Genomic DNA, 14,396 nt, shown 5'->3' on the forward strand with positions numbered 1-14,396 from the left:
CCTTCCTCATCGTTGAGTCATTTCCCACGTCAAGCCGTGCGTCATGCCGTGGCGTGGGTCGCCGCTCTTCTTCTCTTCTTCTCTTCTTCTCTTCTTCTCTTCTTCTCTTCTTCTAGCCTGCTCCTCCTCGGCTCTCTTCTCATCCTCCTGCTCAGCAAGCTCCCCTTGCATCGGGCATCTCGCCTTGCGGTGCGCCGGCAGGCTGCAGAAAAGCCCGTCGGCCAGTGCCTCGAGCGCATGGGCGAAGAGGCAGATCTTCATCCGACTGTCATATCCCGCATCGACACTGTGAAAAATGTTCAGGCAGGACAACAGGTTGAACATGGTGCAATGCCGGGTCGCTTGTTCGAGCCCATTATGCGCACTTTCGAAAATCGAGATGCCACAAGAATCACCTTGATGTTCGACTTTCACTAAGCTATGTTCACTTTCGAAACTTATCACGCGCACCGAACCGGTGCCGCCCCATCTCGATCTCCCCGGTAGCGCCGGGCACGTGCAGGAGCAGCCCATGTCCCGCGACAACGACGCACTTATCGACCTCTTCATCATCGGCGGTGGCATCAATGGTGCCGGTATCGCCAATGACGCCAGCGGGCGCGGCCTGAGCGTGGCACTGTGCGAGCAGAATGATCTGGCCAGCGCCACCTCTTCCGCCAGCAGCAAGCTGATCCATGGCGGCCTGCGCTACCTGGAACACTACGAGTTCCGGCTGGTACGTGAAGCCCTGCAGGAGCGTGAAGTGCTGCTCAAGAAGGCACCGCACATCATCTGGCCCCTGCGCTTCATCCTGCCGCACCAGCCACATCTGCGTCCGGCCTGGATGATCCGTGCCGGCCTGTTCCTGTATGACCACATCGGCAAGCGCGAGACCCTGCCAGCCTCCAAGGGGCTCAAGTTCGGTGAGCAGAGCCCCTTGGTCAGCGAGATCACCCAGGGCTTCGAATATTCCGACTGCTGGGTGGATGATGCGCGTCTGGTCATCACCAACGCGCTTCAGGCTCAGGAGCAAGGCGCGGAGATCATGACGCGCACTCGCTGCGTCGGGGCACGCGACGTGAACGGGCATTGGGAGCTGACGCTGGAGAACATCGACAGCGGTGAGACCTTCACCCGCCACGCCCGCACATTGGTGAATGCCGCCGGGCCGTGGGTGGAGTCCTTCATCAAGGGTGCCACCGAGCGCACGCCGCGCTACGGCATCCGCATGATCCAGGGCAGCCACCTGATCGTGCCGCGCCTCAATACCGATGATCGCGCCTTCATCCTGCAGAACAAGGACAAGCGCATCGTCTTCGTGCTGCCCTATCAGGAAGACTTCAGCCTGGTCGGCACCACAGACGTGCGCTACAAGGGCGACCCCTCCGAGGTGGCCTGCTCCAGCGATGAAACCGACTACATGCTCGAGGTGGTCAACCATCACTTCAAGCGCAAGCTGAGCCGCGATGACGTCATCTCCTCCTTCTCCGGCGTACGCCCGCTGTGTGATGACGAGTCAGCCGACCCGTCAGCGATGACCCGCGACTACACCTTGCATCTGGATGACAGCGGCGCGCCGATGCTGTCCATCTTCGGTGGCAAGATCACCACCTATCGCAAGCTGGCCGAATCCGCGCTGGAAGATCTGAAGCCGCTGCTGCCCAACATGGGTGAGCCGTGGACCCACGAGAAGGCCTTGCCGGGGGGAGACATCGAGAGCCGCGCGGCCTTCACTCGCCAGCTGGTCCGCGACTTCCCGTTCCTGGGAGAGGCTCGCGCCAGACGCCTGGCTTCCAGCTACGGCAGCCTGTGCCTGCACTTCCTCGACGGCAAGAAGAGCGAAGCCGAGCTTGGCGAAGACTTCGGTGCCGGCCTGAGCGCCGCCGAGATCGATTACCTGGTCGAGCGTGAGTGGGCACATGAGGTACAGGATGTGGTGTGGCGGCGTACCAAGCTGACCCTGCGCCTGAGCGATGAGCAGAAGGCCCGCATCGGTGAGTACCTCAAGGAACGCCTGATGGCGCGTGCCGCCTGACGCATCGCTGATTCATCTGCTCGCGACATCAGAAAGCCCGCCCTCCTGACTGGAGGGCGGGCTTTCTGTCGTTTACTCGCAGATTCTTGCTTGCTATCTCTTGCCTGCTGTCTCTTGCCTGCTGTCGCTTGCTGTCAGCCTTGCGGGGGCACGCTTACTGGATGCCGCCCTCGGTCAGCTTGGCCGGGTCCAGCAGACGCTCCAGCGTCTCACGGTCGAGATCCGTCTCCTCCTCGGCCACCTCGAGGATCGGCCGGCCGGCCTGATAGGCCACCTTGGCGATACGTGCGGCCTCGTTGTAACCGATCACCGGATTGAGTGCCGTGACCAGAATCGGGTTCCTGGCCAGCGGCGCTTCGATGTTGTCCCGCCGCACCGTGAAGGTGGCAATGGCCTTGTCCGCCAGCAGGCGGCTGACATTGGCGCTCAGCGTGATCGAGGACAGCAGATTGTTGGCGATCAACGGCAGCATGACATTGAGCTGGAAGTTGCCGCTCTGACCGGCGATGCCGATGGTGGCATCGTTGCCCATCACCTGGGCAGCCACCTGGGCGGCGGCTTCCGGAATCACCGGATTGACCTTGCCCGGCATGATGGAGCTGCCCGGCTGCAAGGCCTCAAGCTCGATCTCGCCCAGCCCGGCCAGCGGCCCGGAGTTCATCCAGCGCAGGTCATTGCTGATCTTCATCATCGCCACGGCGTAGGTCCGCAGGTGGCCGGAAAGCTCGACCGCGGAATCCTGACAAGACAGCGCCGCGAAGAAGCTGTCGGCCGGACGGAAGGCGTGCCCGGTCTGAAGCGAAAGGCGCTTGGCCATGCGTTCGGCAAACTCGGGATGCGCGTTGATGCCACTGCCGACGGCCGTGCCGCCCTGGGCGAGACGCTCGAGACGCGGCAGCGACTCCTCGATGCGCTCGATGGCCTGTGCCACCTGGGATTGCCATGCCCCCAGCTCCTGGCTCAGACGAATCGGCATCGCGTCCATCAGGTGAGTGCGGCCGGTCTTGACGACATCATCGACCTCCGCCGCCTTGCTCGCGATCACGTCATGCAGATGACGCAGCGCAGGCAGCAAGGTATCGGTGACGGCAATGACCGCCGACAGGTGAATCGCCGTCGGGATGACATCGTTGCTGGACTGCCCCATGTTGACGTGGTCATTGGCGCCGACCTTGAGGTCGCTGTTCTCGCTTTCCAGCTGGGCATTGGCCAGATGCGTCAGCACTTCATTGACGTTCATGTTGGTCGAGGTGCCGGAACCGGTCTGGAAGACATCGACCGGGAACTGATCCGCATGCTCGCCATCGATGATCTGGCGCGCCGCCTTGACGATGGCACCGGCACGCGCCTCATCCAGCAACTCGAGGTCGAGATTGACCTCTGCCGCGGCAAGCTTGATGCGCGCCACCGCCTGGATGAACGGTGCCGGCAAGGGCTGGCCGCTGACCGGGAAGTTGTCCACCGCACGCTGGGTCTGCGCCCCGTAGAGTGCACTGACCGGCACCTCGAGTTCGCCCATGCTGTCCTGTTCGCGACGGGTCTGGCTGCTCATGCAATGACTCCCTGTGATGACACCAGGCAGCGGCTCGTGTAACTGGCGCTGCCGGTAGGCGTGAATGGATTGCCCCCATGATCACGTGGGGCCTTGGGGGAATCCAATCAAGCCACTTGATGGTAGTGATTATCAATAACAATCATCAGATTTCCGCGTTGCCCTTCACGAGCCACCACTAACCTGCTGATGACAACGTGATTCTGGCATGCCAAGCGCTGTGACGAGCTCGTGGGGGTCGGTTACACTGTGCGGCGATTCGGTGGTCCGCCGCGCCCTGCCTGCGCCGGTGCACGGCGGCATCGCTCACGACATCCTCTTCCATTCTCTGTCGACGGAATCTCCTGGCACCCGATGTCCACTTCTCTGCTGCTGATGCCCGCCATGTCTGCGACCCGCCTGCTCACTCCCGGTCTTGTCATTCGCGAGGGGGAATCGGCATGAACTGGCTATCGCACAATCCCTACTTCACCTATCTGCACCGTCAGCGCCTGCATATCCTGCGGGTCACCGTCGCCCTGACGCTCTGTTTCAGCATCATCGAGCTGTTCGATCTGCCGCACAGCTCCTGGGCACTGGTCAGTACCGTGATGGTGATGGGCAATCTGCCCCACGTCGGCGGCGTGCTCGACAAGGGCTCGCAGCGCCTGCTCGGCACGCTGCTGGGGGGACTCTGGGGCCTGATCCTGATACTGGTCGCGGACCCGCTGCCCGGCGTGGTGCCCATCTGGAGCATGGTCGGCATCGCGCTGGCGCTCAATGCCACCTTCAGCAATCGCTATGGCTACAGCTCGCTGCTGTTCTGCGTCACCCTGCTGATGGTGGTGGGCGATGGCAATCATGATCTCGGTATCGCCCTGTGGCGCGTCTTCAACGTGGTACTGGGCACCTTGATCAGTATTGTGGTCAGCCTGGTCCTGCTGCCCCAGAAGGCGACGGATGTCTTCCGCTTCCTGCTGGCCGACAACCTCGACAAGCTGGCGCGGCTCTACCACAACCACACCAATGCAGAGCGTTCCAGCATCGAGGAAACGCTCAATCTGGTGCGCGCCACCTCCGCCCAGCTGGTCAAGCAGCGTGGACTGGTGGATGCCGTGGTGCGTGAGGGCCGGATCCAGCGCGGTGATATCGAGGAGATCCTGTCGTTCGAGCGGCGCATGATCTCGACAATCGAGCTGCTGCAGGAAACCCACTGGAACACGCGAGAAGGTCATGAGTTCATCGAAGGACTCGAGGGCCTGCGCGATGCCCAGCACCGACTGGCTCGTGCCCTCGGCACGCTGGCCTTCCAGGTGCGTACCGGCCAGCACATCGAGCTGACGGTCACCCCGTTCGACCTGCAGCGCTATGCCGAGGTACGCAATGTCGAGAGCCGCAAAGGACGTGCCCTGTTCAGTCCGGCAGGCTATCTGTGGCTGAATCGTGAACTCGCGCGCCTGACGGAAGCCCTCGGGGAGCGGCTGTCCCTGCTGGAACGTCTGCCCAGCGAGCGCCTGCAACGGCGCCTGCCGGGCCATGGCCTGATCAGTGATGCCCGCCGGATCTTCCTGCCGGAGGACCCGACCCCGGGCGAGACAGCCGTCCCCAAGGACTCTGACAGCGACGGCACGCCCCCGACACCCGAGGCGAAGTCACCTGACACCCGGGATGACGCCCATTCCCGCTCGCCCGCCGCCGCACCCGGTGACACGCCAAGGAAAGACGCATGAGCACAGCGCATGACATCACTGCCACCAGTGACCACGATGTTCTGATCGTGGGCGGCGGTGCGGCCGGCCTGACCCTTGCGCTCAGCCTGGCCAACCAGCCGTCATCCGCGTCGCGCTCGCGCCGCGTGACGCTGCTGCGTCCGGCGCGGGAGGCCCAGGGCGCCAGCCGCTGGGCTCAGGGCGGCATCGCGGCGGTACTGGCCCCGGAAGATGACGTGGAATCGCATGTCGCCGATACGCTGATCGCGGGGGACGGCCTGTGCAACGAGCGAGCGGTGCGCTTTACCGTCGGACATTCCCGCGAGGCCATCGAGTGGTTGATCGGGCTTGGCGTCCCCTTCACGCCAGCCGAAGCCGATGCCAGCTATCCCTATCACCTCACCCGGGAAGGCGGCCACGGCCGGCGACGCATCATCCATGCGGCCGACGCCACGGGGCGGGCGCTGCTGGATACGCTCAGTCAGCATGTCGAGTCACATCCTGCCATCGAGGTGCTCGATGACCTGCTCGCCGTGGACATCGAGGTGAAGGGGGCCCAGGTCGCGGGACTGCGGGTCATCGATGGCACCGGCCAGCAACGCTTGCTGACGGTACGCGACCTGGTATTGGCCACGGGCGGTGCCAGCGGCCTGTTTGCGCATGCCACCAGCCCCAGCGCCAGCGTCGGGGATGGCATGGCGATGGCCGTGCGTGCCGGTGCCAGCCTGATGAATCTGGAGTTCCAGCAGTTTCACCCCACCTGCCTGTACGACCCGGCCGGAACGCCGTTCCTGATCTCGGAAGCCGTGCGCGGCGAAGGTGGCCTGTTGAAGCGCCCCGATGGCCATCGCTTCATGCTGGATCACGACCCTCGCCTGGAGCTGGCACCACGCGACGTGGTGGCGCGCGCCATCCTCGCCGAGATGCGCGCTCACGGGCTGGATCACGTCCATCTCGATATCAGTGCGCTGGGATCCGCGGCCATCCATCATCACTTCCCGACCATCCTGGCGCATTGCCGGGAGCGTGGCATCGACATCACCCGAGCCCCGATTCCCGTGGTACCGGCAGCACATTACAGCTGCGGCGGAATCGCCACCGAATTGAATGGCGCGAGTGATCTGGCAGGACTGTGGGCCATCGGCGAAGTGGCCTGTACAGGGCTTCACGGGGCCAACCGCATGGCCAGCAACTCATTGCTGGAATGCCTGGTGCAGGCGCGCGCCTGCGGCGAGGCGCTCACCGAGGGCGAATCGGCGCCCGACACCTGGCCAGTGGCGCAGGCGCTCACAACGAGCATGCTGCCTGAACGAGGACAGCTGCCTCCCCGCCAGCAGGCACTATTGACCCGACTGAAAGACAGGCATGCACTCTGGCAGCACGTGATGTGCCTGGAGAATCGCGAAGCGGATGAGCGGCTCACGGCGTTGCGGCGCCTGATGAGCCTGCAGGCAGGCATCGAGCGTAGCCAGCAGGGACTGGAAGCGGCACTGGATCAGATGGCGGCCTGGCTGACCTGTGAGCCCCCTCATTCGTCAGAGCGCGCTCATTCCTCTGAACTCTCCCGGCAAGGCAGGCACTCAGGGGCCAGCGCAGGTGTCACTCACCTGGCCCTGTATCAGGCGCTGACTCTGGCGCCGCTGTTGTTGATCAGCGCTCACCAACGTCATGAATCACGCGGGCTCCACTTCGTGCGCGATTACCCCATGCCGGCACCGCGCGCGCGTGACAGCGTGATTCACCTCAGATGATCATTGGCGGCGATCAGTCGCGATACGGGCCATCAGCGGCTCGATGGCAGGCGGCTGTCGTGGCATATCGTGGGCGAGAGGTGGCCACAGCAGCCACAGTCGCAGCCGATGCAGCTGTGCTGGAGGTGCGCTGTCTGGCCATAGCCACAGAGTACGTGAGCGCTCACCGGGGCACGTGAGGCGCAGGCCCACCAGTCGCGGCGAACACCACAGGCGCGTGACGCCGACTCGCTGCCAGCCACCGGAGTTCGCGTCGGCCCACCACCAGCAAAGGCGCATCTCGGGGTGCCGCCTGCGCGTCTCGTCGAGTGATGCCGGTGAGCGAGGACTTTCCTCTTCGGCTTCGTCGTGCGCCAGTTCGCCCTCCTCACCTGTCTCCGTCTCTGCCTCTGCCTCTGGCATGGCGGCCAGCCCCGAGCGCTCCGCCCCTTCCCCCACGGGCTCCGCCCCGAGCGCCAGCCACCATACCTCCCGATGCCGGTCACGGCGATGCCACCACCACCAGGCTTCCACCCCCTGCAAGACCCCGCCTGTGGTCAGCATGGCCATGACGGCCGAATGGATGTTCAAAGGCGGCATCATGCCCCAGAAAGCACAATGCTCCGCCTCGAAAGGCAGAGCATCATGGGTGCGGCAGGCCCACCAGGCATCCAGGCCGGAAGGTCCTGCCAGGCGAGCGAACAGCCACGTCATCAGCACGAGGCTGCACGCCAGCAGTATCAGGCGCAGAATCGCCTGAGCATGCAGGGCCTGTTCAGAGGCCCTTGAACTGATCGCGTTCGCCATGTTCTGCATTGGCGATCACCATGTCGATCAGGCGCTGATAGTCCTCATTGCCACACGGATCCCGCTTCATCAGCCACACGAAGAGATCCTGATCCTCTTCCGCGAGCAGTTCCACGTAGAGGGCCTTGTCCTGCTCACTCAACGCATCGAAGCGCTGCTCGAGAAAAGGCAACAGCAGCAGATCGAGTTCCCACATGCCGCGGCGGGAGTGCCAGTGAAGGCGCTTGCGAATCATCTCATCCATTGCCCGAACCTCAGTCGTCACATCAATGCCGGCAGTATACCCGAGGGGGAGTCTGGCAGCATCCGTTGACCCTTTGCCACGACAGGAATTGGCAATCCATGTCGTGATGGGCAATGATGTTCGTAGTGCGTTGTTTTCTCAGGATTTGCCCATTATGCTGAGGAGATAACAATCACAAGGATGCGGGGGTCCGTCAGACGACAAGAGGTCATCTGACAGCCGCATCACGATCACCCTTCCCGCAAGGGTGCAGGCATGGAGAGATCCGATGACCAAGTCCGAGCTGATCGAACAGATAGCCATGCGACAGCCTGAGTTGTCGCTCAAGGATGTAGAAGCCGCCGTTCGCATCATCCTCGATGATGTCACTGATGCGCTGGCCCACGGGGGGCGCGTGGAGATTCGCGGGTTCGGCAGCTTCTCGCTGCACTACCGTGAGCCGCGTCTGGGACGCAACCCGAAGACCGGAGAGCCCGTCCAGCTGGACGGCAAGTTCGTCCCGCACTTCAAACCGGGCAAGGAACTGCGCGAACAGGTCGATGCCAGCCGCGCGCTCGGCTACTGAGCCCACAAGGCATCGGCCTGGCCTCAGGCCGCACGGCTGACGTCGAGACTCACGGCTTGCCCGGTGATACACTCGCCAGGCGATGATTCACGACTGCATTTCATGACAAGGAAACCGTTATGCGCTGGCTAAAAGGTCTCGTTCTGGCCGTGATCCTGCTGATCGTTCTGCTGGTCGGCATCCTGTTTGCCGTTCACAACCAGCAAACCGTGCCTCTCGACCTCATCTGGCTCGAGCTGCCGGCTGCCTCACTTTCCATGTGGCTGCTGTTTTCACTGGCCATCGGCGTCGTGCTCGGCATGATCGCCATGACCGGCATGTATCTGCGCCTGCGCACGCTGTTGACCCGCGCGCAGCGTCGCAACCAGCAGCAACGCAAGGAACTGGACCAGCTGCGCATCCAGGAGATCAAGGAAGTGGCATAAATGCCTGACCTGATACTGCTGGGACTGCTGATGGCCGCCATTGCCATCGGGTTCTGGCTGGGGCGACGTGATCGTCGCCCCACTACGCAAACTCCCGCCCCTGCCACCTTGTCCCGCGACTATTTCGTTGGCCTCAATCATCTGCTCAACGAGCAGCCTGATCGCGCCATCGAAACCTTCGTACAGGCCTTGGAAGTCAACAGCGACACGGTCGATACCCACATCGCGCTGGGTAACCTGTACCGCAGTCGCGGGGAGGTCGACCGCGCCGTCAAGATCCACCAGAATCTGCTGGCACGCCCGGCCCTCGACAGCGAGCAGGGCGAACGCGTTCAGCTGGAACTGGCCCGCGACTTCATGCGCAGCGGTGTCTACGACCGCGCCGAGAAGCTGCTGGAAACCCTTCTCAAGCAGGCCCAGCACGATGACCATCGTCGCGCTGGCCGACGCCTCCTGATCGACCTGCTCGAGCGTGAGCGAGAATGGGAGGCTGCCCTCGAGGTCGCGCACCCCATCCTGCGTCAGGAAGGTGGCATCCGACGCGCCGCCGCCCACTGGCACTGCGAACTGGCGGCCCTCGATATCCTCGAAGGCAGTCAGGCGGTGGCGCGCAAGCGCCTCAAGCAGGCACTCTCCACGGATGAGAAGTGTGTGCGCGCCAACTGGATGCTGGCCGAGATCGAATACGAGCATGCCAACTACAAGCAGAGCATTCGCCTGCTGCAGCGCATTCCGCGTCAGGACACCGGTTTCACTCCCATCATTCTCGAACCGCTCGGCAAGGCATTCCACATGCTGGACGACGAAAGCGGACTGGTGCGCTATCTGCAGCAGGAAGTCGAGCGCGGCCCCTATACCACCACGGTGGTCAGTCTCGCCCAGTTGATCGAGCGCCGGGAAGGAGTCGAGGCCGCCGTCAGCTTCGCCAGCGAGCAATTGCATCGTCACCCCAGCCTGCGGGGCGTCGACTATCTGCTCGACCTGTACCTGCTGGATGCCGATGAGCGCGAGACCCAGCGCTTCAGCCTGCTCAAGCGCCATACCCAGCAGCTGATCGAGGCACGCCCTCGCCATCGCTGCCACCGCTGCGGATTCGAGGCCTCGATGCTGCTGTGGCAATGCCCGAAATGTCGCCACTGGGGTACCGTCAAGCCGATCACCGGACTGGAAGGCGAATGAGCCCCCGCGTTCCGTGACTCGCTCATCTGGACCAGCCCGTCAGTTCAAGCCCGTCAGACCAAGCACGCCCGAGCAGGATGCAAGACGCCCCCGCCGCTTTCGCGACGGGGGCGTCTCGTCATTCCAGGGCCTGAAAGCCCTCGACTCTCTGGCTTGTCAGGCGACGCGAGGCCCACGCAGACGCGGTGACAGCGTCTCTCCTGCCCCGCAGGCCAGCACGATGGCCCCCAGGAAATACGGCCAATCCTCTAGACTCAGGGCCGCCACGCCAAGCGCATCAATGAAGATCGCCACGATGCAGATCGGGCTGACATAGCGAATCATGAACAGCCAGATACGGTAGCCTCCCTCACTCAGATCCAGCTCATCGCGCAACATGCTGCTCTTGAAGACGAAGCCGGCCAGCAGCGCCATGGCGATGCCACCGATCGGCATCATCCAGCGCGAGGTCAGGTAATCCAGCCAGTCGAAGAAGTGCTTGCCGGCCAGGGTCCAGTCTGCGCCCAGATTGAAGGACAGCATCGCGAACATCGCGACCAGCCACAACACGCTTCCGGCTAGCCACGATGCCTTGGTGCGACTCATGTTGCGGTTCTCGCACAGCCAGGCGACGGTGGCCTCGATCATCGAGATCGCGGAGGTCAAGGCGGCAATGGAGAGCATGGCGAAGAACAGTACCCCGAACAGCTGACCGAAGGGCATCTGGTTGAAGGCCACCGGCAGGCTCATGAAGATCAGCCCCGGACCGGAGGACGGGTCCATGCCATTGGCGAAGATGATCGGGAAGATCGCGAGTCCCGCCATCAGCGCCACCAGCGTATCGGCGATCGCGACCGTGAAGGTGGTGCGAGCGATGGAGGTGCCTGACGGCAGATAGGAGCCGTAGGTCAGGATGGCGCCGGAGGCCAGCGACAGGGTGAAGAAGGCATGCCCCAGCGCGGCCAGTACGCCCTCACTACTCAAACGGGAGACATCGAAGTCGAACAGGAAGTGGAAGCCTGCCGAGAAGTTGCCGGAGGTCAGGGCGTAGCCGATCATGATCAACAGCATGATCACCATGCCCGGCATCATCCAGCGCACGCTCTTCTCGACCCCCTCCTGCACGCCACGCCCGACGATCAGCATCGTTACTACCGTCACCAGCGTCGCCCAGCCACCCAGTGCCCAGGGATTGGCGTTGCCAGCCTCGAAGATACCGCCCAGCTCAGCGACGCCATGTCCGGACAGCGACCCGCTGGCCATCTTCCACAGGTAGCTGAAGGACCACCCCGCGACCACGACATAGAACGACAGGATCATGAAGCCGGCCAGCATCGCCATCCAACCGAAGACCTTCCACAGCGGGCTGGCCCCCGCTTCCCGGGCCAGGTTGGCGATCGCCTCGATGGGGCTGCCGCGACCACGACGCCCGAAGGCGATCTCCGCCATCATCACGGGTACGCCAACGGCGAGAATGCAGGCCAGATACACCAGCACGAAGGCGCCTCCGCCATATTCACCGGTGATATAGGGAAACTTCCAGATATTGCCCAGCCCTACCGCGGAACCGGTAGCTGCAAGGATGAAACCCCAGCGACTGATCCAGAGATTCTTGGGTTGCTGTCTTGCCGTCATGGAATACCTTACGAGTTATTGTTGTGAGCCAGTGGTGATCGACGCAACGCCTTGCCGTCTCGGGTGCTCACGCAGACCATTTTACTGATAAGAAGGATGTTCGTCCGCGATTCCTGTGGAAAATCCCCATACGCACCTCGCAAAACGTCTGCGATAGCGCCATTACCAAGCGACGCCATCCACTCTACATCAGCCACTTCTAATTGGTAACATTTGAAACGACCATCAGAGCAAGCGCTTGGCAAGGGAAGTCCCTGCCGGGCGAGGATCAGTGCGGAAGCCGACATCGACGAGTCACTGGAGTAAGCTCATCCATGAGCGCATCTGAAAGCGCTAGCGGCAGAGCCTCGGAATTCGCTGAGCTGACAGGTATCTCGCCCTCTCAAGCAGCGCAGACAAGGAGTCGTCATGCATCGTCAATTCGCGGTGATCGGACTGGGGTATTTCGGCAGTACCGTCGCGCGGGAGCTCAGGCGCCACGACCATGAAGTGCTCGGCGTGGATCTCGATGAGAAACGTCTCAATGCCATGGCGGACCTGCTCAATCAGGCCGTCATTGCCGACCCGACCGATGAGCATGCCCTGCGTGAGCTTGGCCTCGAACAGTTCGACGCCGTGTTGATCGATCTGGCTGACTCGATGGAGCAGAGCCTGATCTGCGCGCTGCTGGCCAAGGAACTCGGTGCCAGGGAACTGTGGGTCAAGGCGACCTCGGATGCGCATCACAAGCTGCTCAGCCGTCTGGGCGTGGACCACATCGTCCACCCGGAGTACGACCTGGGCGTGCGGGTGGCGGAAAGCCTCGCCTATCACGCCATGGTCGACTTCATCCACCTGGGCGATCACCAGTTCGTGGTCGAGCTGGAGGTCAGCGAGCGTCTGTGCGATGACTGCCAACAGCTCGATCAGCTCCCTATCGATGAGGACATCAGCGTGATCGCCTTGCGCAAGGGCGCGACACTCGATCGCAAGCCTTCCGGCAGTACACGGCTGTCCGCTGGCGATCATCTGGTACTGATCGGCGAACTGAGCGCGCTGCGCAAGCTGGGGGCGCATCTGTGAGGCAGCGCTACCGACGCTATCTTCGCCCCCTGACCCGTGGCCCACGTGGCCCCATCATCCACCTGTCGCCTCCGGAGATCCTGCTGGGCGGCTTTCTGGGACTCAGCATGCTGGGGGCCTGCCTGCTGAAACTGCCAGGCATGCATCAGGAGGGCCTCAGCTGGCTGTCGGCACTGTTTACCGCCACCTCGGCGGTGACCGTCACCGGGCTTTCCGTCACCCCGCTCAGCGAGTTCACCTTCGCCGGGCAGGCCGTCGTGCTGGTATTGATCCAGCTGGGCGGCCTCGGTTTCATGACCATCGCCGCCCTGTCACTGGTGATGCTGGGGCAACGACTGCCGATGCATCAGACCAGCCTGCTGCGTGAAGCGCTCAACCGCAGCAGCTCACGCGAGATCGGCCGGCTGCTCAGGGTCATCACCGCCTTTGCGGTGACACTTGAACTGGGCGGCGCTCTGCTGCTGGCGCTCGAATGGGTGCCACGCCATGGTTGGGGACGCGGCATGTGGCTGAGCCTCTTCCACTCGGTCTCGGCCTTCAACAATGCCGGCTTCACCCTGTGGCCGGACAGCCTGTTGCGCGAATCCCGCAACCCGCTGGTCGCAAGCGTCATCAGCCTGCTCTTCATGACGGGTGGAATCGGCTTTGCCGTGATCGGCGAACTGCGCGAGCGCAGGCGTGAGCATGGGTGGCGCGTGCTGCTGCACCCCTCACGCTTCTCCGTACAGACACGCCTGGTGCTGGAAGCCACCATCGCACTCAACCTGTTGAGCCTGGTGGTGATACTGGCGCTTGAATGGGGCAACCCCGATACCCTGGCAGGCATGCGTGATCATGGCGAACGCTTCATCTCGGCAGCCTTCATGGCAGTGACGCCCCGTACCGCCGGCTTCAGCATGTTCGATACCTCCGCGATGACACAGGCCTCGACCCTCTGGACCATGGCGATGATGTTCATCGGTGGCGGGAGTGGCTCGACGGCCAGTGGCATCAAGATCACCACCTTCGTGGTGCTGCTGCTGACCACTCGCGCCTTCCTGCGCCAGAGACACTCACCGACCCTGCATGGCCGCCGTATCGGAGACGAGACTGTCTTCAAGGCCATCGCCGTGGCCTTGGCCGGCATGCTGTTGATCTTCAGCATGCTGTTCGGGCTGACCATCACCGACCCCGACCACGACTTCCGGTCGTTGGCCTTCGAGACGGTCTCGGCGTTCGGCACCGTGGGACTGAGCCTGGGGGTGACGCCGGAGCTTTCCGCTCCCGGACAGTGGTTGATCATCATCACCATGTTGCTGGGACGCACCGGCCCGCTGGCACTGGGTTACCTGCTGGCGACCCGCAGCCGTCCCGGCGTCAGCTATGCACGCACCGAACTCTCCATCGGCTAGGCAGCACGACTTGCCTGACGCACTTTCTCTCGCCCTGAACGACGAAAGCCCCGATGCAGGGCATCGGGGCTTTTCACTCGAACGACAGGAGCGGCGAAGCTGTCAATGGCTCAACGGCAACGGCT

The 14,396-nt window shown here is 63.1% G+C and carries 13 protein-coding genes; 8 read left to right on the top strand and 5 right to left on the bottom strand.

Annotation, left to right across the window (positions count from 1 at the left end; genetic code table 11):
* Window positions 1-6: 6 nt before the first annotated feature.
* The gene (locus HXS66_RS16545; RefSeq protein WP_176504107.1) at window positions 7-414 is read right to left on the bottom strand and encodes a hypothetical protein; all 408 of its coding nucleotides are present in this window, start codon (window positions 412-414) and stop codon (window positions 7-9) included.
* A 97-nt stretch (window positions 415-511) separates the two neighbouring features.
* On the opposite strand from HXS66_RS16545, the gene glpD reads away from it, so the two are divergent.
* Entirely contained in the window at window positions 512-2,014 is a 1,503-nt protein-coding gene (gene glpD / locus HXS66_RS16550; RefSeq protein WP_176504108.1) for a glycerol-3-phosphate dehydrogenase, read from the top strand.
* A 154-nt stretch (window positions 2,015-2,168) separates the two neighbouring features.
* On the opposite strand, the gene HXS66_RS16555 is transcribed toward glpD, so the two are convergent.
* Entirely contained in the window at window positions 2,169-3,566 is a 1,398-nt protein-coding gene (locus HXS66_RS16555) for an aspartate ammonia-lyase (protein ID WP_077374611.1), read from the bottom strand.
* A gap of 440 nt (window positions 3,567-4,006) precedes the next feature.
* Between HXS66_RS16555 and HXS66_RS16560 the strand changes: the two genes are divergently transcribed.
* The gene (locus tag HXS66_RS16560) at window positions 4,007-5,275 is read left to right on the top strand and encodes an FUSC family protein (protein ID WP_136938683.1); all 1,269 of its coding nucleotides are present in this window, start codon (window positions 4,007-4,009) and stop codon (window positions 5,273-5,275) included.
* Window positions 5,272-7,005, top strand: a complete 1,734-nt coding sequence (gene nadB / locus HXS66_RS16565; RefSeq protein ID WP_176504109.1) for an L-aspartate oxidase — start codon at window positions 5,272-5,274, stop codon at window positions 7,003-7,005. The genes HXS66_RS16560 and nadB overlap by 4 nt, the downstream gene beginning before the upstream one ends.
* On the opposite strand, the gene HXS66_RS16570 is transcribed toward nadB, so the two are convergent.
* The gene (locus HXS66_RS16570) at window positions 7,006-7,800 is read right to left on the bottom strand and encodes a hypothetical protein (RefSeq protein ID WP_077374617.1); all 795 of its coding nucleotides are present in this window, start codon (window positions 7,798-7,800) and stop codon (window positions 7,006-7,008) included. It lies immediately after the preceding gene.
* The gene (locus HXS66_RS16575) at window positions 7,760-8,035 is read right to left on the bottom strand and encodes a succinate dehydrogenase assembly factor 2 (protein WP_077374619.1); all 276 of its coding nucleotides are present in this window, start codon (window positions 8,033-8,035) and stop codon (window positions 7,760-7,762) included. The genes HXS66_RS16570 and HXS66_RS16575 overlap by 41 nt, the downstream gene beginning before the upstream one ends.
* A gap of 268 nt (window positions 8,036-8,303) precedes the next feature.
* Between HXS66_RS16575 and HXS66_RS16580 the strand changes: the two genes are divergently transcribed.
* The 3 genes from HXS66_RS16580 to lapB all read left to right on the top strand — a co-directional run bounded on the left by HXS66_RS16580 (window position 8,304) and on the right by lapB (window position 10,204).
* A complete protein-coding gene (locus tag HXS66_RS16580) occupies window positions 8,304-8,600 on the top strand; it encodes an integration host factor subunit beta (RefSeq protein WP_077374621.1) in 297 nt (98 codons plus the stop codon).
* A gap of 119 nt (window positions 8,601-8,719) precedes the next feature.
* Window positions 8,720-9,025 (top strand): lipopolysaccharide assembly protein LapA domain-containing protein, encoded by a 306-nt coding sequence (locus tag HXS66_RS16585; protein ID WP_077374623.1) that lies wholly within the window; start codon window positions 8,720-8,722, stop codon window positions 9,023-9,025.
* Complete coding sequence (lapB, locus tag HXS66_RS16590) at window positions 9,026-10,204, top strand: lipopolysaccharide assembly protein LapB (RefSeq protein WP_084208132.1); 1,179 nt, start codon at window positions 9,026-9,028, stop codon at window positions 10,202-10,204.
* Between the two features lie 156 nt (window positions 10,205-10,360).
* Here the strand turns inward: lapB and HXS66_RS16595 are convergent, their stop codons facing one another.
* On the bottom strand, window positions 10,361-11,818 hold the full coding sequence (locus tag HXS66_RS16595; protein WP_176493405.1) for a sodium-dependent transporter: 1,458 nt from the start codon (window positions 11,816-11,818) through the stop codon (window positions 10,361-10,363).
* Between the two features lie 408 nt (window positions 11,819-12,226).
* Here HXS66_RS16595 and HXS66_RS16600 point away from each other — a divergent pair, with 408 nt between their 5' ends.
* Both HXS66_RS16600 and HXS66_RS16605 read left to right on the top strand, forming a co-directional pair.
* Entirely contained in the window at window positions 12,227-12,880 is a 654-nt protein-coding gene (locus HXS66_RS16600) for a TrkA family potassium uptake protein (protein WP_084208131.1), read from the top strand.
* A complete protein-coding gene (locus HXS66_RS16605; protein ID WP_240704230.1) occupies window positions 12,877-14,271 on the top strand; it encodes a TrkH family potassium uptake protein in 1,395 nt (464 codons plus the stop codon). The genes HXS66_RS16600 and HXS66_RS16605 overlap by 4 nt, the downstream gene beginning before the upstream one ends.
* The last annotated feature ends 125 nt before the right edge of the window (window positions 14,272-14,396 follow it).

The organism is Cobetia sp. 5-11-6-3 (genome assembly GCF_013374055.1).
Taxonomy (GTDB): Bacteria; Pseudomonadota; Gammaproteobacteria; order Pseudomonadales; family Halomonadaceae; genus Cobetia; species Cobetia marina.

Excerpts from the sequence above, each read along its gene's own strand:
- glpD (WP_176504108.1), top strand. The coding sequence starts at position 512 with ATGTCCCGCGACAACGACGCACTTATCGACCTCTTCATCATCGGCGGT.
- HXS66_RS16555 (WP_077374611.1), bottom strand. The coding sequence starts at position 3,566 with ATGAGCAGCCAGACCCGTCGCGAACAGGACAGCATGGGCGAACTCGAG.
- HXS66_RS16560 (WP_136938683.1), top strand. The coding sequence starts at position 4,007 with ATGAACTGGCTATCGCACAATCCCTACTTCACCTATCTGCACCGTCAG.
- nadB (WP_176504109.1), top strand. The coding sequence starts at position 5,272 with ATGAGCACAGCGCATGACATCACTGCCACCAGTGACCACGATGTTCTG.
- HXS66_RS16570 (WP_077374617.1), bottom strand. The coding sequence starts at position 7,800 with ATGCAGAACATGGCGAACGCGATCAGTTCAAGGGCCTCTGAACAGGCC.
- HXS66_RS16575 (WP_077374619.1), bottom strand. The coding sequence starts at position 8,035 with ATGGATGAGATGATTCGCAAGCGCCTTCACTGGCACTCCCGCCGCGGC.
- HXS66_RS16580 (WP_077374621.1), top strand. The coding sequence starts at position 8,304 with ATGACCAAGTCCGAGCTGATCGAACAGATAGCCATGCGACAGCCTGAG.
- HXS66_RS16585 (WP_077374623.1), top strand. The coding sequence starts at position 8,720 with ATGCGCTGGCTAAAAGGTCTCGTTCTGGCCGTGATCCTGCTGATCGTT.
- lapB (WP_084208132.1), top strand. The coding sequence starts at position 9,026 with ATGCCTGACCTGATACTGCTGGGACTGCTGATGGCCGCCATTGCCATC.
- HXS66_RS16595 (WP_176493405.1), bottom strand. The coding sequence starts at position 11,818 with ATGACGGCAAGACAGCAACCCAAGAATCTCTGGATCAGTCGCTGGGGT.
- HXS66_RS16600 (WP_084208131.1), top strand. The coding sequence starts at position 12,227 with ATGCATCGTCAATTCGCGGTGATCGGACTGGGGTATTTCGGCAGTACC.